The 18,694-nt window shown below is 66.5% G+C and carries 18 protein-coding genes; 9 read left to right on the forward strand and 9 right to left on the reverse strand.

What is annotated here, in order from left to right; genetic code table 11:
- Positions 1–80: 80 nt before the first annotated feature.
- Together WS57_RS20420 and WS57_RS20425 are read right to left on the reverse strand one after the other, a co-directional pair.
- Positions 81–689, reverse strand: coding sequence for a CNP1-like family protein (locus WS57_RS20420; RefSeq protein ID WP_009688456.1), 609 nt, complete (start codon positions 687–689; stop codon positions 81–83).
- Positions 690–702: 13 nt separating this feature from the next.
- Entirely contained in the window at positions 703–1,350 is a 648-nt protein-coding gene (locus WS57_RS20425; protein WP_009688455.1) for an RNA pyrophosphohydrolase, read from the reverse strand.
- A gap of 218 nt (positions 1,351–1,568) precedes the next feature.
- Between WS57_RS20425 and WS57_RS20430 the strand changes: the two genes are divergently transcribed.
- Both WS57_RS20430 and WS57_RS20435 read left to right on the forward strand, forming a co-directional pair.
- Positions 1,569–3,305 carry a proline--tRNA ligase gene (locus WS57_RS20430; protein ID WP_009688454.1) on the forward strand — a complete coding sequence of 579 codons (1,737 nt, stop codon included), beginning with the start codon at positions 1,569–1,571 and terminating at the stop codon, positions 3,303–3,305.
- A 21-nt stretch (positions 3,306–3,326) separates the two neighbouring features.
- Positions 3,327–3,929 carry a MarC family protein gene (locus WS57_RS20435; protein WP_009688453.1) on the forward strand — a complete coding sequence of 201 codons (603 nt, stop codon included), beginning with the start codon at positions 3,327–3,329 and terminating at the stop codon, positions 3,927–3,929.
- Positions 3,930–4,016: 87 nt separating this feature from the next.
- On the opposite strand, the gene WS57_RS20440 is transcribed toward WS57_RS20435, so the two are convergent.
- Together WS57_RS20440 and ffh are read right to left on the reverse strand one after the other, a co-directional pair.
- A complete protein-coding gene (locus WS57_RS20440) occupies positions 4,017–4,568 on the reverse strand; it encodes a hypoxanthine-guanine phosphoribosyltransferase (protein ID WP_009688452.1) in 552 nt (183 codons plus the stop codon).
- A 94-nt stretch (positions 4,569–4,662) separates the two neighbouring features.
- Positions 4,663–6,030: a signal recognition particle protein gene (gene ffh, locus WS57_RS20445; RefSeq protein WP_009688451.1), complete on the reverse strand. Its 1,368-nt coding sequence runs from the start codon at positions 6,028–6,030 to the stop codon at positions 4,663–4,665.
- Between the two features lie 88 nt (positions 6,031–6,118).
- On the opposite strand from ffh, the gene WS57_RS20450 reads away from it, so the two are divergent.
- From WS57_RS20450 to WS57_RS35975, 7 genes are all read left to right on the forward strand, one after another.
- A complete protein-coding gene (locus WS57_RS20450) occupies positions 6,119–7,015 on the forward strand; it encodes a cytochrome C assembly family protein (RefSeq protein ID WP_040126600.1) in 897 nt (298 codons plus the stop codon).
- A gap of 14 nt (positions 7,016–7,029) precedes the next feature.
- Positions 7,030–7,329 (forward strand): PP0621 family protein, encoded by a 300-nt coding sequence (locus WS57_RS20455; protein ID WP_040128707.1) that lies wholly within the window; start codon positions 7,030–7,032, stop codon positions 7,327–7,329.
- On the forward strand, positions 7,326–7,916 hold the full coding sequence (gene ampD / locus WS57_RS20460; protein ID WP_040126601.1) for a 1,6-anhydro-N-acetylmuramyl-L-alanine amidase AmpD: 591 nt from the start codon (positions 7,326–7,328) through the stop codon (positions 7,914–7,916). The genes WS57_RS20455 and ampD overlap by 4 nt, the downstream gene beginning before the upstream one ends.
- A 451-nt stretch (positions 7,917–8,367) precedes the next feature.
- Positions 8,368–11,364: a ribonucleoside-diphosphate reductase subunit alpha gene (locus WS57_RS20465; protein ID WP_040126602.1), complete on the forward strand. Its 2,997-nt coding sequence runs from the start codon at positions 8,368–8,370 to the stop codon at positions 11,362–11,364.
- A gap of 364 nt (positions 11,365–11,728) precedes the next feature.
- The gene (locus tag WS57_RS20470) at positions 11,729–12,940 is read left to right on the forward strand and encodes a ribonucleotide-diphosphate reductase subunit beta (RefSeq protein ID WP_009694447.1); all 1,212 of its coding nucleotides are present in this window, start codon (positions 11,729–11,731) and stop codon (positions 12,938–12,940) included.
- An 82-nt stretch (positions 12,941–13,022) separates the two neighbouring features.
- Entirely contained in the window at positions 13,023–13,349 is a 327-nt protein-coding gene (locus WS57_RS35970; RefSeq protein WP_080292839.1) for a hypothetical protein, read from the forward strand.
- Positions 13,350–13,377: 28 nt separating this feature from the next.
- A complete protein-coding gene (locus tag WS57_RS35975) occupies positions 13,378–14,043 on the forward strand; it encodes a histone H1-like DNA-binding protein (RefSeq protein WP_040126603.1) in 666 nt (221 codons plus the stop codon).
- A gap of 212 nt (positions 14,044–14,255) precedes the next feature.
- On the opposite strand, the gene WS57_RS20480 is transcribed toward WS57_RS35975, so the two are convergent.
- The 5 genes from WS57_RS20480 to prmA all read right to left on the reverse strand — a co-directional run bounded on the left by WS57_RS20480 (position 14,256) and on the right by prmA (position 18,692).
- The gene (locus WS57_RS20480) at positions 14,256–14,729 is read right to left on the reverse strand and encodes a glycine zipper 2TM domain-containing protein (protein WP_009694445.1); all 474 of its coding nucleotides are present in this window, start codon (positions 14,727–14,729) and stop codon (positions 14,256–14,258) included.
- Positions 14,730–14,748: 19 nt separating this feature from the next.
- On the reverse strand, positions 14,749–15,687 hold the full coding sequence (locus WS57_RS20485; protein ID WP_009694444.1) for a carbohydrate kinase family protein: 939 nt from the start codon (positions 15,685–15,687) through the stop codon (positions 14,749–14,751).
- Positions 15,688–15,784: 97 nt separating this feature from the next.
- The gene (gene tpx / locus WS57_RS20490) at positions 15,785–16,288 is read right to left on the reverse strand and encodes a thiol peroxidase (RefSeq protein WP_040126604.1); all 504 of its coding nucleotides are present in this window, start codon (positions 16,286–16,288) and stop codon (positions 15,785–15,787) included.
- Between the two features lie 73 nt (positions 16,289–16,361).
- A complete protein-coding gene (locus WS57_RS20495; RefSeq protein ID WP_059516695.1) occupies positions 16,362–17,744 on the reverse strand; it encodes a DUF3426 domain-containing protein in 1,383 nt (460 codons plus the stop codon).
- A gap of 45 nt (positions 17,745–17,789) precedes the next feature.
- The gene (gene prmA / locus WS57_RS20500) at positions 17,790–18,692 is read right to left on the reverse strand and encodes a 50S ribosomal protein L11 methyltransferase (protein ID WP_009695501.1); all 903 of its coding nucleotides are present in this window, start codon (positions 18,690–18,692) and stop codon (positions 17,790–17,792) included.
- Between the last annotated feature and the right edge of the window lie 2 nt (positions 18,693–18,694).

Raw genomic sequence — 18,694 nt, forward strand, 5'->3', positions numbered from 1 at the left:
AGATGAAAAAGCCCGCATCGTGCGGGCTTTTTTTCCAACGGCGAGGCGAGCCGGCGGCGCAGGGCCGCGCGGCGCCATGCTCAGCGCATCTGGCTCATCGCGGTGCGGTGGAAGCGGATGTTCTCGAGGATCTGCTGGGTCGTGCCCTGCGGCATCTTGTTCGAGCACAGGTAGTCCTGGTACAGCGCCGAGTGGTAGGCGTTCAGCTCGCCGTTCTCGATGCGCCGCCAGTCGTTCTCGACCGTGCGGTCCCATGCGTCGTGATCCGAATTCAGGCCCGCGTACTGGCGCCATTCGTAGGTATCGCAGCGGATGCCCTCGTAGTTCACGTTGCGCGCGCCCGCCGGGCTCGTGATGACGACCGTGTAGCGCACGACGCCGTCGCTGCCGACCGCGAGCGACTTCGCATCGACGAAAAACTTCAGCGGCGTGTTCTGCGACACGTTGAACGGCAGCAGGTCGGCCGTCTGCGGCAGCGCGGGCAGCGTATCGACCGTGTTTTCCTTCCAGTTGCCCTGGCGGTCCAGCAGATACACGAATGCGCTGTCATCCTTGTTGGTCGGGGCCTTCGAATTCGCGCAGCCGGCCAGCGCGGCCACCGCGGCGATCGATGCGAGCGCGAGAGCAATCGCTTTCAATATGCATTCCTCGTAAAAAAAGGGCGCGACACCATGGTCGCGCCCGGTCATGCAGTTCGATTCGTCACTTGCCGACGATCACGCGGGGCGGCATCTCGTCGAGCGTGCTCGCCTCCACTTCGATCTCGGAACAGACCACCGATGTGTCGACAATCGTCAGCGTCTGCTGGGGCTGGGCGCCGACGACGCGCGGATAGCGCGACAGACGCGGCCCGCGCGGCTTTTCGGCTCGCTGCGCCGGGCGGCGCAGGAAGCGCGACAGTTCCGTCAGCGCCAACTGATAGACATCCCGCTTGAACTCGATCACCGCATCGAGCGGCACCCAGTACTCGTTCCAGCGCCACGCATCGAACTCCGGGTGATCGGTCGCGCGCAAGCAAATGTCGCAATCGCGTCCGACCATCCGCAGCAGGAACCAGATCTGTTTCTGGCCGCGGTAATGGCCGCGTACTTCACGCTTGATGAACTTGTCAGGCACCTCGTAACGCAACCAGTCGCGTGTGCGGCCGATTATCTTGACGTGTTCCGGATGCAGACCCGTTTCCTCGTGCAATTCCCGGTACATCGCCTGCATGGGGGTCTCGCCGTACTTGATCCCACCTTGAGGAAACTGCCAGGAGTGCTCGCGGAGCCGTTTGCCCCAAAACACCTCGTTGCGCGCGTTCAAGAGGATGATGCCGACGTTCGGGCGAAAGCCTTCACGATCCAGCATACAACCACCTTCGAATCCTTTAAAATTGCTTTGATTATAAACAGATAACGGGCGCTGCGCACCGTGCCGGAGCGAATCCGCGCGGGGCGTGCCGGCTGAATTGCCCCTGATTTGTCTGCTAAGTCATCTGCGCCATTGCCGTTCGCCGCGCGCAGCTTTTTCACCTTGAATCTTTTTCGGGCGCCCCGCCTGGGGGCGCCGTTTTTGGAACCGTCCGCATGAAAGCTTCCCGTTTCTTTATCGGCACCCTGAAAGAGGCACCCGCCGACGCAGAGATCGTCAGTCACAAGCTGATGGTGCGCGCCGGCATGATCCGTCGCGTCGCCGGCGGCATCTACAACTACCTGCCGGTCGGCCTGCGTTCGATTCGCAAGGTCGAGGCGATCGTGCGCGAGGAAATGAACCGGGCGGGCGCCCTCGAACTGCTGATGCCGGCCGTGCAGCCGGCCGAGCTGTGGCAGGAATCGGGCCGCTGGGAGCAATACGGCCCCGAGCTGCTGCGCTTCAAGGACCGCAAGGACAACGACTTCGTGATCGGGCCGACGCACGAGGAAGTCGTCACCGACATCGCGCGCAACCAGATCAAGAGCTACCGGCAGATGCCGGTGAACTTCTACCAGATCCAGACGAAGTTCCGCGACGAGATCCGCCCGCGCTTCGGCGTGATGCGCGGCCGCGAATTCATCATGAAGGACGCGTACTCGTTCGACAAGGATGCCGAAGGCCTCAACGAGTCGTATCGCAAGATGTACGAGGCCTACGTGCGCATCTTCACGCGCCTGGGCCTCGAGTTCCGCGCGGTCGCGGCCGACAGCGGCTCGATCGGCGGCAACTTCTCGCACGAGTTCCACGTGATCGCCGATACGGGCGAGGACGCGATCGCCTATTGCCCGACCTCCGAGTTCGCGGCGAACGTCGAGGCGGCAGAAGCGCTGTCGCTGATCGCCGAGCGTGCGGCGCCGGCCGAAGCGATGGAGAAGGTCGCGACGCCCGGCAAGGCGAAGTGCGAGGCGGTTGCCGAACTGCTTGGCATTCCGCTCGAGCGCACCATCAAGTCGATCGTGCTGGCAACCGACAACGAGGGCGCCGAGCCGACGATCTGGCTCGTGATGCTGCGCGGTGACCACGACCTGAACGAGATCAAGGTGTCGAAGCTGCCGGGGCTGAAGAACCACCGCTTCGCGACCGAGCAGGAAATCGTCGAGTGGTTCGGCACGCCGCCGGGCTACCTCGGCCCGGTCGGCACGAAGAAGCCGGTCAAGGTGATCGCGGATCGCACGGTCGCGAACATGAGCGATTTCGTGGTCGGCGCGAACGAGGTCGACTATCACATCGCGGGCGTGAACTGGGGCCGCGACCTGCCGGAGCCGGAGGTCGCCGATGTCCGCAACGTGAAGAAGGGCGATCCGTCGCCGGACGGCAAGGGCGTGATCGACATTTGCCGCGGCATCGAGGTCGGCCACGTATTCCAGCTCGGCACCAAGTATTCGGAAGCGATGGGCGCGACGTTCCTCGACGAATCGGGCAAGCCGCAGCCGATGCTGATGGGCTGCTACGGGATCGGCGTGACGCGCATTCTCGGCGCGGCGATCGAACAGAACTTCGACGACAAGGGCATCATCTGGCCGGAGTCGATCGCCCCGTTCGAGGTCGTGCTGTGCCCGATGGGCTACGACCGCAGCGACGCGGTCCGCGAAGCGGCCGACAAGCTGTACGCGGAGTTGAGCGCGGCCGGCATCGACGTGATCCTCGACGATCGCGGCGAGCGCCCGGGCGTGATGTTCGCCGACTGGGAACTGATCGGCGTGCCGCATCGCGTCGTGATCGGCGAGCGCGGGCTCAAGGAAGGCAAGATCGAGTACCAGGGCCGCCGCGACGCCGAAGCGACGCTGCTGCCGGCGGATGCCGTCGCGGCGACGGTCGCGGAGAAGATCCGCGCGGCGCTCGCGCACTAAGCGCACCGACCGGGGAACACGGTGGAATACACCTTTCTGTCGGCCACCGTGCTTCTCGTGCTGATCACCGATCCGCTCGGCAACATCCCGCTGTTCATCTCGGCGATGCGCGACGTGCCGCGCGAGCGGCGCGTGAAGCTGATCCTGCGCGAGGTGGGGATCGCGTTCGTGATCCTGCTGTTCTTCATGCTGGTCGGCGACCGCTTCCTGCGGATGATGAGCCTGACCGACCTGTCGCTGCGGCTCGGCGGCGGCATCGTGCTGTTCCTGATCGCGCTGCGCATGATCTTCCCGCACCCGGACGGCGCGCTCGGCAACGATCCGCGCGCGGGCGGCGAGCCGTTCATCGTGCCGCTCGCGATTCCGGCGCTCGCGGGGCCGTCCGCGCTCGCGACGGTGATGCTGCTGACGTCGCAGGGGCCCGGCAAGATGCTCGAATGGGTCGGTGCGCTGACGGTCACGATGATCGTCTGCGCGGTCACGCTGGTGCTGGCCGAGCGGATCCAGCAGTGGATCGGCGAGCGCACGGTCGCGGCGTTCGAGCGGCTGATGGGGCTCGTGCTGGTCGCGATCTCGGTCGAGATGATGCTGGGCGGCATCCGCGCGTTCGTCCACCAGCTGTAGGGCAACTGCGGCACGAACGGATGAAAAAAGCGGCGCTCCGGGCAACCGGGCGCCGCTTTCTTCTTGATGTGCTGCGAGGCGGGGCGATTAGACGTTCGCGGTCAGCGCGCGGATCGTCGGCAGGTTGCGCCAGTAGCCCTTCGCGTCCATCCCGCAGCCGAACACGTAGCGGTCCGGCACCGAGAAGCCGCAGAAGTCGGGATGCAGCGGCTTCGCCTTCGCGAGCGTCTTCTCGCACAGCACGGCCGACATGAAGCGCTTCGCGCCCATGTCGAGGATGCGGTCGCGGATCGCGGCCATCGTCTCGCCTTCGTCGAGGATGTCGTCGAGCACGAGCACGATCCGGTCCTTCACCGATTCGCGCGGTGCGACGCGCCAGTGCATTTCCGGGCTGCCCTGGGTCGTGTTGCGGTAGCGCGTCAGGTGGATGTAGTCGAATTCGAGCGGGAAATCGAGATGCGGCAGCAGCATCCCGGTAAACACCGCGGCGCCGCCCATCACCGAGAGCACGAGCGGGAACGCGTCGCCGATCTCGGCGCGGATCGCGTCGGCCATCCGGGCGATCGACGCGTTGACGGCGTCCGCCGAGACGATCTCTTCGGAGTGGTCGAAAATATGGAGGGCTTCTTCGCGGTTCATGTGTTCTGGCGGGCAGTCGGTATACAAATAAGAATGAAGCAGAACGGGCGGCGCGCGCTACAGCACAAACCCGCGCGCCGGCCGTCGGGCGAAATCAGCGCAGGCCGGGCATCATGCCCTTCAGGCCGCGCATCATCTTCTGCATGTTGCCCCCCTTCAGCTTCTTCATCATCGTACGCATCTGGTCGTACTGGTTCAGCATCCGGTTGACTTCCTGCACCGGCACGCCCGCGCCGGCTGCAATGCGGCGCTTGCGCGTCGCCTTGATGATCTCGGGTTTCGCGCGCTCGGCGGGCGTCATCGAGCTGATGATCCCCTCCATCCGGCGGATCTGCTTCTCGGCCTGGCCCATGTCGGCGCCGGCCGCGGCCTGCTGGAACTGCGCGGGGAGCTTGTCCATCAGCGACGACAGGCCGCCCATGTTCTTCATCTGGGAGATCTGCGCGCGGAAATCGTTCAGGTCGAAGTCGCCGCCTTTCTTCACCTTGTCGGCGAGCTTCTGCGCGGCCTGCACGTCGACGCCGCGCTGCGCTTCCTCGACGAGCGCGAGGATGTCGCCCATGCCGAGGATCCGGTTCGCCATCCGGTCGGGGTGGAACACCTCGAGGCCGTCGAGCTTCTCGGCGACGCCGACGAACTTGATCGGCTTGCCCGTCACGTGCCGCACCGACAGCGCGGCGCCGCCGCGCGAGTCGCCGTCGAGCTTGGTCAGCACGACGCCGGTGAGCGGCAGCGTGTCGTTGAACGCCTTCGCGGTGTTGACCGCGTCCTGGCCGAGCATCGCGTCGACGACGAACAGCGTTTCGGCCGGCTTCAGCACGCCGTGCAGCGCGGCGATTTCCTGCATCATCGCCTCGTCGATGCCGAGACGGCCGGCCGTATCGACGATCAGCACGTCATGGTAGTGGCGCTTCGCCCAGTCGACGGCCGCGAGCGCGATGTCGACGGGCTTCTGCTCGGGCGTGGACGGGAAGAAGTCGGCGCCGACCTGTTCGCTCACCGTTTTCAACTGCATGATCGCGGCCGGGCGATACACGTCGCACGACACGGTCAGCACTTTCTTCTTGTACTTCTCGCGCAGCAGCTTCGCGAGCTTGCCGACGGTCGTGGTCTTGCCCGCGCCCTGCAGGCCGGCCATCAGGATCACGGCGGGCGGCGCGACCGCGAGGTTCAGCTCGGCGGCCTTGCCTTCGTAGTCGCCGCCGATCACGGCGGTCAGTTCCTTCTGGACCACGCCGACGAGCGCCTGGCCCGGCGACAGGCTGCTGATCACCTCCTCGCCGAGCGCCTTTTCCTTGACCTTGGCGATGAATTCGCGGACGACCGGCAGCGCGACGTCGGCCTCGAGCAGCGCGAGACGCACCTCGCGGAGCATCTCCTGCGTGTTCGCCTCGGTAAGCCGGGCCTCGCCGCGCAGCGTCTTGACGACGCGCGCCATCCGTTGAGTGAGATTGTCGAGCATGGGGAGCGATGGACAGTGGGGCCCGAAGGCGCAGCGGGACCGAACAACGGAGCCGTCGCGGGAAGGGGGCCTAGTGTAAACTTCGAACATGGATATTGTACTGTATGCCCTCACCGCGTTCCTGTATGGCGGCCTCGCCGTCGCAGGCTGGCGCACGCACCGCCAGGGCGCGACGCCGCCGCTCGTCGCGAGCGTGCCGGCCGTGCCGGTTCCGGCGTCCGCCGCGTCCGGGATGAGCGGCGCCGGCCGCGCGCTGCTGGGCGCCGCGCTCGTCGCGCACGGCGTGCTGCTGCACATGACGATCTTCCCGCACGACGCGATGATCTTCGGCTTCGCGTTCGCGCTGTCCGCGATGTTCTGGCTCGGCGCCGGCATCTACTGGATCGAGAGCTTCTTCTTCCCGCTCGACAGCCTGCGGCTGCTCGTGCTGCCGCTCGCCTGCGGCGCGTCGCTGCTGCCGCTCGTGTTCGGCGGCGTGCGGGTGCTGCCTTATGCCGCAGCGCCGCTGTTCAAGCTGCACTTCCTGATCGCGAACATCGCGTACGGCCTGTTCGCGATCGCGGCGCTGCATGCGATCCTGATGCTGATGGTCGAGCGGCGCCTGCAGTCGCTGAGAAGCGGCGGGCGCGACGGCTCGACGGGCTGGATCGCGAGCTGGCTCGAGACGCTGCCGCCGCTGCTCACGCTCGAGAAGCTGCTGTTCCGCCTGATCGGTGCGGGCTTCGTGCTGCTCACGCTGACGCTCGCGTCGGGGATCCTGTTCAGCGAGCAGGTCGACGCGCGCGCGCTGCGCCTCGATCACAAGACGGTGTTCGCGATCCTGTCGTGGCTGATGTTCGGCGGCCTGCTGGTCGCACGCAGGACCTCGGGCTGGCGCGGACGCGGCGCCGCACGCTGGGTGCTCGTGTCGTTCGCCGCGCTGCTGCTCGCGTATGTCGGCAGCCGCTTCGTGTTCGAGGTGCTGCTGCACCGTTCCGTGGTTTGACCGGCAGGTTTTCGATGCGACAGATTCTTCTCCTGATCCTCCTGTTCTTCGCCAGTTCGTGGGTCGCGCGCAAGCTGCGCCGGGCCCAGGAGCAGGCGCGCAGCGAGCGCGGCGCGGCCGGCCCGGGCGCGTCCGGCTACGGCGGCCGTCCGAACGGCGACGCGCGTGCGCTGCCCGAGCCGATGGTGCGTTGCGCCGAGTGCGGCGTGCATGCGCCGCAGGGCGACGCGGTCGTCGCGGGCGGCCAGTATTTCTGCAGCACCGAGCACGCGCAGCGTCACGCGGCGCGCGCCGGCGGCCAGGACGCGCGATGAGCGACGCGGTGTCGCTGTCGGTCGACGCGCACGGCTGGGTGCGCGAGGCGCGCCACGCGCCGTCGCCGAATGTCGAGGCGCGGCCCGCGGGCGCGGTGCCGACGCTCGTGGTCGTGCACAACATCAGCCTGCCGCCCGGCGAGTTCGGCGGCGATGCGATCGAGGCGCTGTTCCTGAACCGTCTCGACTGCGACGCCCATCCTTATTACCAGCGCCACCTGCGCGACGTGCGCGTGTCCGCGCACTTCCTGATTCGCCGCGACGGCGAGCTCGTGCAGTTCGTGTCGTGCGACGAGCGCGCGTGGCATGCGGGCGCGTCCGAGTTCTTCGGCCGCACGCGCTGCAACGACTTCTCGATCGGCATCGAGCTCGAAGGCGCGGACGACGTGCCGTTCGAGGCCGCGCAGTACGCGACGCTCGCGGCGCTCGCGCGCACGCTGGCGGCGCGCTATCCGGTCGACGCGTTCGCGGGGCATGCGGACGTCGCGCCGGGCCGCAAGACCGACCCGGGCCCGCACTTCGATTGGCAACGCTTCGCGAGCGATGCCGGCTTTTCCGCCGAATACTTTCCTTTCCGTCAGCACTGAGCGCGGGGTTTTTTGAGCGGAGAATCTTTTTTCTCCGACCAATGCCTTGTCGTGTCTGCGCGCGAGCGATGTCAAGACCTTCGCCGCAAATTATCCGTTTGGACGTCGTCCGAATGTCCACTATACTTGGTGCCGGTTGAGCAGTTCTGCACTAGATATAGTGTGTGTCGCAGGGGAAACCCGAGCGGCACCGGCCGGCGGCCAACGCCGGCGGACGGCGTTCCCAGGGCGGCGCGCCGGGCCGGACGGTCCGGGCGCCGCGATCAGCGCAGCGAACTTCGACGGGGCGGGGTATACATGACGAAGCACACGACCGGATCGGTTGTCGCGCATCGACGGATCCGGTTTCCCCGGCGCATCGCTCGCCTCTTACCGCTCGCGCATCGCGTTGCGCGGCGTTCGTTTTAATCCGCGGATCTCTCCGCACCATCCAACACCAGGAGCTTTGCACATGCAAACCACCGACAACGCGACGTCCCAGTACGAGAGCGCTTCGAGCCGTCCTCTCGGCGGGGCCGCACAAGGCGCGCCGGCGCTCGCGCCGCAGGCAACGTTCGCCGACTACAAGGTGATCCGCCGCAATGGCAGCGTGGTGTCGTTCGAGCCTTCGAAGATCGCGATCGCGGTGACCAAGGCTTTCCTGGCCGTCAACGGCGGGCAGGGCGCGGCGTCGGCGCGCGTGCGCGAGCTGGTCGACCAGCTCACGCACAACGTCGTGCGCGCGCTCGTGCGCAGCCGCCCGAACGGCGGTACGTTCCATATCGAAGACATCCAGGACCAGGTCGAACTCGCGCTGATGCGCGGCGGCGAGCACAACGTCGCGCGTGCGTACGTGCTGTATCGCGAGAAGCGTCACCTGGAGCGTCAGCATGCGGGCGAGGAAGCGGCGGTGGCGGGCGGCGAGGCGGCCGGCGGCGTGATCAACGTCGTCGACAACGGCGTGACGCGCCCGCTCGACCTGAACGCGCTGCGCGCGCTGGTGGTGTCGGCATGCGACGGTCTCGGCGCTGCGGTTAACCCTGACCCGATCGTCGCGGAGACGGTGAAGAACCTGTACGACGGCGTGCCGATGAGCCAGGTCTACGACTCGGCGATCCTCGCGGCGCGCACGATGATCGAGAAGGACCCGGCATACAGCCAGGTCACGGCCCGCATCCTGCTGCACACGATCCGTCGCGAGATCCTCGGCGAGGAAGTGGTCCAGGCCGAGATGTCGACCCGCTACGCGGAGTATTTCCCGCAGTTCCTGAAGCGCGGCGTCGACGCCGGCCTGCTCGACGACAAGCTGCTGCAGTTCGACCTGAAGCGCCTCGGCGACGCGCTCGACGCGAGCCGCGACCTGCAGTTCGGCTACCTCGGCCTGCAGACGCTGTACGACCGCTACTTCCTGCACGTCGGCGGCACCCGCATCGAAATGCCGCAGGCATTCTTCATGCGCGTCGCGATGGGCCTGTCGCTGAACGAGATCGACCGCGAAACGCGCGCGATCGAGTTCTACAACGTGCTGTCGAGCTTCGACTTCATGAGCTCGACGCCGACGCTGTTCAACTCGGGCACGCACCGCTCGCAGCTGTCGTCGTGCTACCTGACGACGGTCGCGGACGATCTCGACGGCATCTATGAAGCGCTGAAGGAAAACGCGCTGCTGTCGAAGTTCGCCGGCGGCCTCGGCAACGACTGGACCCGCGTGCGCGCACTCGGCTCGCATATCAAGGGCACGAACGGCAAGTCGCAGGGCGTGGTGCCGTTCCTGAAGGTCGTCAACGACACGGCCGTCGCGGTCAACCAGGGCGGCAAGCGCAAGGGCGCGGTCTGCGCGTACCTCGAATCGTGGCACCTCGACATCGAGGAGTTCCTCGAGCTGCGCAAGAACACCGGCGACGACCGTCGCCGCACGCACGACATGAACACGGCGAACTGGATTCCCGACCTGTTCATGAAGCGCGTGATGGAAGGCGGCGAATGGACGCTGTTCTCGCCGTCGACCTGCCCGGACCTGCACGACAAGTTCGGCGCGGAGTTCGAGGCGGCTTACACGGCTTACGAAGAGAAAGTCGCGCGCGGCGAGATCAAGCTGTTCAAGAAGATTCCGGCGCAGCAGCTGTGGCGCAAGATGCTCGGCATGCTGTTCGAGACGGGCCACCCGTGGATCACGTTCAAGGATCCGTGCAACATCCGCTCGCCGCAGCAGCACGTTGGCGTCGTCCACTCGTCGAACCTGTGCACCGAAATCACGCTGAACACGAGCGACACCGAAATCGCGGTCTGCAACCTCGGCTCGGTGAACCTCGTCGCCCACCTGGTCAAGCAGGCGGACGGCAGCTACGCGCTCGACCACGACAAGCTGAAGCGCACGATCAGCGTCGCGATGCGCATGCTCGACAACGTGATCGACATCAACTACTACGCGGTGCCGAAGGCGCGTAACTCGAACCTGAAGCACCGCCCGGTCGGCATGGGCATCATGGGCTTCCAGGACTGCCTGCACCTGCTGCGCACGCCGTATGCGTCGGAGGCGGCGGTCGAGTTCGCCGATCGCTCGATGGAAGCGGTCTGCTACTACGCGTACTACGCGTCGACCGAGCTGGCCGAGGAGCGCGGCCGCTACTCGAGCTACCGCGGCTCGCTGTGGGATCGCGGCATCCTCCCGCAGGACACGCTGAAGCTGCTGGCGGAAGCGCGCGGCGGCTACGTCGAGGTCGACTCGTCGGAATCGCTCGACTGGACGGCGCTGCGCGCGCGGATCGCGGCGCACGGCATGCGCAACTCGAACTGCGTCGCGATCGCGCCGACGGCGACGATCTCGAACATCATCGGCGTGTCGGCGTGCATCGAGCCGACCTTCCAGAACCTGTACGTGAAGTCGAACCTGTCGGGCGAATTCACGGTGGTCAACGAGTACCTCGTGCGCGACCTGAAGGAACGCGGCCTGTGGGACGAGGTGATGGTCGCCGACCTGAAGTACTTCGACGGCATGCTGTCGCGCATCGACCGCATCCCGGCCGACCTGCGCGCGATCTACGCGACCGCGTTCGAAGTCGATCCGACGTGGCTGGTCGAAGCCGCATCGCGTCGCCAGAAGTGGATCGACCAGGCGCAGTCGCTGAACATCTACATGGGCGGCGCATCGGGCAAGAAGCTCGACGAGGTCTACAAGCTCGCATGGCTGCGCGGCCTGAAGACGACCTACTACCTGCGCACGATGGCAGCGACGCACGTCGAGAAGTCGACCGTCGCGCACGGCGCGCTGAACGCGGTGCCGACGAGCGGCGGCGCGGGCAGCGGCGGCGCGCAAGGCGCAGCGGGCGGCTTCGGTGCGGCAGGCGGCGCAGCGTCGTCGTCGGGCGCGGTCGATGCGGCGGCACTCGCACCGGTCGAGGCCGATGGTCCGGTGTGCACGATGCGTCCGGGCGACCCGGGCTTCGACGAGTGCGAAGCGTGCCAGTAACGCGGCGCGCCTGACCCGAAGCAGTGCCGGGCGGCGCGCGCGACAACCGATCGAGGTTGAAGTGCGCGCCGCTCTCTACTAAAAAAATGATAAGGAATCTGTAACGCGGCACGATGCGTTGCAGGCAGTGACGAGCGATCGAAACACCCCCGACGACGTCGCGTTTCGATCAGCGTTCGATGCGTCGAGCGCACCTCGCGATACGAGCGCGACATGCATCGCGCGCTGCATGACCGACGATGCGTTGCTCAAAGTGTTGTATCGAGGTCGCAACGCGAATCGAAAAAAGGATTTTTCGTGAGCGAACCCTTTTATCGCTCAGGAAAAGATGGTACAAACCGTTCTAAATTGATGGTGAGAATTTATGCTCAACTGGGATGACGAGATGACCGCCGTAACTCCCGCGAGCGGGGCGCAGCAAAACGCGATGCGCACCTCCGCCGGGATGGCTGTCGGAATGCAGGCTGCGTCGCCTGCCGCCCATCAGGTCCGTGACATTTTCGAAGGCGATCTTGCGGTGGCGCCGCAAGCATCGGCTGTTCCCGCCGGCGGTTCGGAAGCGCGGGTCAATGTCGCCGACAAGCGCATCATCAACGGCCAGACTGACGTCAATCAGCTGGTGCCGTTCAAGTACAAGTGGGCGTGGGAAAAGTATCTGGCCGGTTGCGCGAACCACTGGATGCCGCAGGAAATCAACATGTCCCGCGACATCGCGCTGTGGAAGGATCCGAACGGGCTGACCGAGGACGAGCGCCGCATCGTCAAGCGCAACCTCGGCTTCTTCGTGACGGCCGACTCGCTCGCCGCGAACAACATCGTGCTCGGTACGTACCGCCACATCACGGCGCCCGAGTGCCGCCAGTTCCTGCTGCGCCAGGCGTTCGAAGAGGCGATCCACACGCACGCTTACCAGTACATCGTCGAATCGCTCGGCCTCGACGAAGGCGAGATCTTCAACGCGTATCACGAAGTCCCGTCGATCCGCGCGAAGGACGAATTCCTGATCCCGTTCATCCATACGCTGACGGATCCGGCCTTCAAGACCGGCACGCTCGAAGCGGATCAGAAGCTGCTGAAGTCGCTGATCGTGTTCGCCTGCATCATGGAAGGGCTGTTCTTCTATGTCGGCTTCACGCAGATCCTCGCGCTCGGCCGCCAGAACAAGATGACGGGTGCTGCAGAGCAATATCAGTACATCCTGCGCGACGAATCGATGCACTGCAATTTCGGCATCGACCTGATCAACCAGATCAAGCTCGAGAACCCGCATCTCTGGACCGCGGAATTCCGCGCGGAGATCCGCGAGCTGTTCAAGCAGGCTGTCGAACTCGAATACCGCTACGCCGAGGACACGATGCCGCGCGGCGTGCTGGGTCTGAACGCGTCGATGTTCAAGAGCTATCTGCGCTTCATCAGCAACCGCCGTTGCCAGCAGATCGGCCTCGATCCGCTGTTCCCGAACGAGGAAAACCCGTTCCCGTGGATGAGCGAGATGATCGACCTGAAGAAGGAACGCAACTTCTTCGAGACGCGTGTGATCGAGTATCAGACGGGTGGCGCGCTGTCCTGGGAATGACCCGCAGCAGCGAATCCGTGACACGATGGAGCAGCCGGCGGCCTCTCGGCCCCGGCTCAAGGTTTAGGAGCAAGAACGCCTGATGCAAAGCATGCCCGGTGCCTTAACGGCCCAACGACACGACAGGCACTTTGCGAACCCTTCAGTGGGATGGGCAAACTTCCCTCCGGAAAAAGCGGACGGCCGTGTGGCGGTCCGCTTGATCAAGCGATTAGGGGTAGCGGCGCGAGGTGCGCCGGCTACCGACTTGATTTGGCGCGCGAGGCCGGGTGGCCACGCGCGCCATACCGTATTCATTAGCGTAAGCGTGCGGTATCCGCGTACGCCGATGAATAGCCCGCTTCGAAGCGCACGTCCTGAACAGCGTCCGCGGGAAGCGGGTTTTGACGAAGGGTGTAGTTTGAACTGACTCTCATCTGAACCTGAAGGAGAACAACATGGCTACTGCCAAGAAGAAACCGGCTGCTAAGAAGGTCGCTGCCAAGAAGACCGTTGCGAAGAAGGCTGCTGCGCCGGCGAAGAAGGCCGCTGCAGTGAAGAAGGTTGCTGCGAAGAAGGTCGCGGTGAAGAAGGTTGCCGCGAAGAAGGCAGCACCGGCGAAGAAGGCCGCAGCGAAGAAGGTTGCAGCGAAGAAAGTCGCCGTGAAGAAGGTTGCTGCGAAGAAGGCAGCACCGGCGAAGAAGGCCGCAGCGAAGAAGGTTGCAGCCAAGAAGGTCGCAGTGAAGAAGGTTGCTGCGAAGAAGGCCGCACCGGCGAAGAAGGCTGCTGCGAAGAAGGCCGCACCGGCGAAGAAGGCTGCTGCGAAGAAGGCCGCACCGGCGAAGAAGGCTGCCGCGAAGAAGGCCGCGCCTGCGAAGAAGGCTGCTGCGAAGAAGGCCGCGCCTGCGAAGAAGGCTGCCCCTGCTGCGAAGAAGGCCGCTGCGGCTCCCGCTGCAACGAAGGCTGCGCCGGCAAAGAAGGCTGCTGCGCCGAAGAAGGCCGTCGTGAAGAAGGCTGCTCCGGCAACCACCGCGTCGACCGCATCGGTCGCGCCGGCATCGGGCGTGAAGACCGCGCTCAACCCGGCAGCGGCATGGCCGTTCCCGACCGGCAGCCGTCCGTAATCGAGGTTGACCGGCACCACCCGGACACTTACGCGGTGTCCGCGGGTTGAGTAGCGCTACTCAATCGATCCCGCCATCTGGCTCAGGTGGCGGGATTTTTTTCGTTCCTGCGTCGGACGCCGCTGCGCCTGCGCGAAAAAAAACGCATGTGCGGCTTCGCACATGCGTTCGACCGCGGCTTGCGCCGCGTGCTGAGGTTACCGGTTAGCGGGTCAGTGCGTGACGCGCGTGACGCCGCCGCTCGACAGCAGCCGCACGCGTTCGCCGGCGCGGAACACTTCGCCGCTCGCGGCCTGCGTGATCGAGCGCAGGTCGCCGTTGTCGAGGCGCACGGTGATTTCGACACCGTTCGCCGTGCTGAGGTTTTCGCCGACCGCGTTGCCCGCGACCGCACCGACGAGACCACCGGCGATCGCCGTCAGGATCGAGCCCTTGCCGCCGCCGATCGCGCTGCCCGCGACCGCGCCGAGTGCGCCGCCGCCGAGCGTGCCGATCGCGCTGCCGCCGCCGTCGGACTGGATTCGCACCGCGCGCACGCTCTCGACGACGCCCATGCGCACCGTTTGCTCGCGCTGCGCCTGGCCGACGCTATAGACGTCGGCGGAGCCGGGCGGCGTGAAGCAGCCGGCGAGGCTCAGCGTGGCGGCCAGCATTGCCGCAAGCGTGAGGTTCTTTTTCGTCAACATCTCTGCTCTCCCACAATGTTCATTTGAGACTGTAACCGAATGCAGTCTCGAAGCGCGCGTCGATCTCGGCGCGCGTCAGTGCGTAAGTCTGGGGCCCTTGATGGGCGATCTTGAGCGAGCCCATCAGGCTGGCGAGACGTCCGGTGGTTGCCCAGTCGAGGCCGTTCTCGATGCCGTACAGCAGGCCGCCGCGGAAGGCATCGCCGCAGCCGGTCGGGTCGACCACACGCTCGGCGCGCACGACGGGAATCTGTTCTTCGCCGTTTTTGTGAAGAATGGTTGAGCCGTGCTCGCCGCGCGTGATGATCAGCGCCTGGACCCGGCTGGCGATTTCCTGTTCGGACCAGCCCGTCTTGTCGCTGACGAGCTTGCCTTCGTAGTCGTTGACCGCGACGAAGGTCGCGAGTTCAATGATGCGGCGCAGCGTCGCACCGTCGAACAGCGGCAGGCCCTGACCCGGATCGAAGATGAACGGAATCCCGGCCTTCGCGAATTGTTCGGCGTGCTGGACCATCCCGTCGAAGCCGTCCGGCGCGACGATGCCGAGCTTCACGCCCGGCACTTCGTCGGCGCGGTTCAGGTGCGACTGCATCATCGCGCCCGGGTGGAATGCGGTGATCTGGTTGTTGTCGAGATCGGTCGTGATCATCGCCTGCGCGGTGTGCGCATCGGGCACCACGCGCACGCAGGCCTTCGACAGGCCGAGGCTGTCGAGACGCTCGAGATAGCGGTCCGCGTCGTTCGCGCCGACCGTCGCCATGATGCGCGCGTCGCCGCCGAGCATGTGCAGCGCGTAGGCGATGTTCCCCGCGCAGCCGCCGAATTCGCGTCGCATCGTCGGCACGAGGAAGCTCACGTTGAGAAGGTGAACCTGGTCGGGCAGGATGTGCTCGCGAAACCGGCCCTCGAAGGTCATGATGTTGTCGTAGGCGAGCGAGCCGCAAATCAGCGTAGTCAAGGCGTGCGTTCCTGTAGAGAGCAAAGGGAGGCTGCCGCCCGGCCGGCGCGCGGCTGGCCCGTCGGGCAGCGCGCGGGCAGGGCCGGGCGGCGGCGGATTACTTCAGCGCGGCCAGCGCTGCGTCGTAGTTCGGCTCGTCCTTGATCTCGCCGACGAGCTGCGCGTGGAGCACCTTGTCCTGCGCGTCGAGCACGACGACCGCGCGTGCGGTCAGGCCGTTCAGCGGGCCGCTCGTCACGTCGACGCCGTATGCGTTCGCGAATGCGCGGCCGGTGCGGAAGGTCGACGCCGTCACGACGTTTTCGAGGCCTTCGGTCGTGCAGAAGCGCGACGCCGCGAACGGCAGGTCGGCCGACACGACGATCACGACCGTGTTGTCGAGCGACGACGCGGCTTCGTTGAACTTGCGGGTCGACGTCGCGCAGGTCGGCGTGTCGAGGCTCGGCACGATGTTCAGCACCTTGCGCTTGCCGGCGAAGCTGGCGAGCGACAGATCGGCGAGATCCTTGCCGACCAGCTTGAAGTCGGGGGCTTGCGAGCCGACGGCCGGGAACGTGCCGGCGAGATCGATCGGGTTGCCACCCAGCGTAACTTTGCTCATGTTCGTGCTCCGAAGTAGCGCGCCGCAGCGGCGCGCGGGTTGAGACGGGCGCGCGTGCGCGCGCCGCGATGCGTCACGGATAGAAGATCTGGACGCGGAAATTCGATGCGGGCGTGCCGTTCGTGTCGACGCGAACGATCATCGTCTGCGTCGTGCCGGGCGCGAGCCCTGCGTCGATCGGCGTGCCCGGGCGGACATACTCGCGCGGCGCGAGCACGCGGCGCGCGGTCACGCGATTGGCGTCGTCGAGCAGGGTCAGTTCGAGCGACGGATAGGCGAGCGGGACGCGGTAGCGGTTCGTCAGCGGCGCCTTCAGTTCGAGCACGCGCGGGCCGTCGATCTGGCGCAGGTCGGTCGCGTCGAGCCGCAGGCCGTCGATCGCGCGCGGCGGCGCGACCTTGCAGCCGAGCGGCGCGCAGGCCTGCCGGAACCAGCTCAGCGTGACCGGCCAGTGGACCATCAGCGCCTCGCGCTGCCACCACGCGAGCTGCGCGACCAGCAGCACGGCCAGCGCCGCGGCGACGAGCCCGCCGAAAAAGCCGCCGAGCACGCTGCGACGCTGCGGCGCGCGCGTTTCCCGCGTGACGGGGAAGGGCGCGCGATCGTCGTCGGGCAGCGCGGCTGCGAACGGTGCGGCCGCCGCGCCGGTGTCGGCCGGTTGCGCATCGCGCATCGCGGGTTCCGGGGCGGCAGGCGCGGAGAATGGTGCCGCGTCGGGTGCAAAGCGCGGTTCGCGCGGGGCGGCGCGATCGTCGTGCGGCGCCGTGAAGCGCGCATGGGCGAGCGGTTCGGTCGCCTCGACGCCGGCGTCGGACGGTACTGGCGCAATGAAGCGGGGTTCGCGCGGATCGGTCTCGACGGGCGGCGTGGGTTGCGGCGGCGGCGCATCGGCTTCGTGCGGCGGCGTAGGCGCGTCGGCGAGCGGAGCGGCGGCATCGGCCGGATGCGTGTCCGTAACCGTATCAGCCGGCGCCATCGGCGCGGGCGTGCCGCTCAGGTGGACGACGCCGGCTTCGATCGCCGGAAGCGCCAGCGGCACCAGCGGCTCGGTGCGGACCGTCTGCATGCTGTGTTGCAGCGACGGATCGACGCCGCCGTCGAGCCACGGCGCCCACATGTCCCAGCCTTCCGGCTTGTAGTCGGCGCGCGACGGCGCCTCGGCGGAGAGGGGGGCGGAAGTGTCGGCGAACAGTCGCGCGGGCGCGGCCGCTTGTGCCGCGTCGCCGGCGCGGGGCGCGGCGACGGCGGCTTCGGCCGACGATGCGGTTTCGGTTTCCGCTCGAGTGGCGCTCAGCGCCGGTTCGGCCGGCTGCGCATGTTCCGGAACGAGCGACTGCGACGCGTCGAACACCTGACCGCAATGCCCGCAGCGCACGAGCCCCCGATGCAGCGCGAGCTGTTCCTGCTGCAGCCGGAAGACGGTGTCGCAATGAGGGCAGCGCGTCGCAAGAAACATGTCGAGCCGGGCGGCCTGCTGGCCAGAGTGAAGGACAGCGCTATTCTAATGGCTTTCGCGCCGGGTTCCGGCGAGGCATACCCAGCCTTCGTGTTCGCGCCAGACCGAGATGTCGACGTAGCGCGCATAGACGGCCGCGACTTCGTCCGCCTGGCGCGCAAGCACGCCCGACAGCGCGATGCGCCCGCCCGGTTTCACCTTCGACGCGAGCATCGACGCCATCAGCTTCAGCGGGTTCGACAGGATGTTCGCGACGACGATGTCGAATTCGCCGGCCGGGCACGCGTCGGGCAGCCCGTACGTGACGTCCGCGCGGTTGCGCTCGCTGTTCTGCCGCGCCGATTCGACGGCCTGCGGATCGATGTCGATGCCGACCACGGGGTTCGCCCCGCATTTCTTCGCGAGGATCGCGAGAATCCCCGAGCCGCAGCCGTAGTCGAGCACCGACTGGCCGGGCTGCACCGACTGCTCGAGCCATTCCATGCAGAGGCGCGTGGTCGGATGGCTGCCGGTGCCGAATGCGAGGCCCGGATCGAGTTCGAGGATCAGCGCGTCGGGATCGGGCGCATCGTGCCACGACGGCACGACCCAGATCCGCTCGCCGACCGGAATCGGGTCGAACTGCGATTGCGTGAGCCGCACCCAGTCCTGCTCCTCGACTTCGCGCACGGTGAACTTCGGCAGTTCGGCCACGCCGATCTCGTTCGCGGCGGCTGCGAGCAGCACGGCCGGCTCGTGATCGGGCGACAGCAGCGCGACCACGCGCGAGTGCTGCCACGCGGTGCGCTCGGGCACGAGGCCCGGCTCGCCGAAGAGCGGCTGCTCGTCGGGCGTGTCGGCATCGGCGTCCTCGACCGAGACCGACAGCGCGCCGAGTTCGAGCAGCGCGTCGGAGAGTTCCTCCGCGTGCTCACGGGCCAGTTCGACGACGAGTTCGCGATAGCTCATGC

It is taken from the genome of Burkholderia pseudomultivorans, assembly GCF_001718415.1.
Lineage (GTDB): Bacteria > Pseudomonadota > Gammaproteobacteria > Burkholderiales > Burkholderiaceae > Burkholderia > Burkholderia pseudomultivorans_A.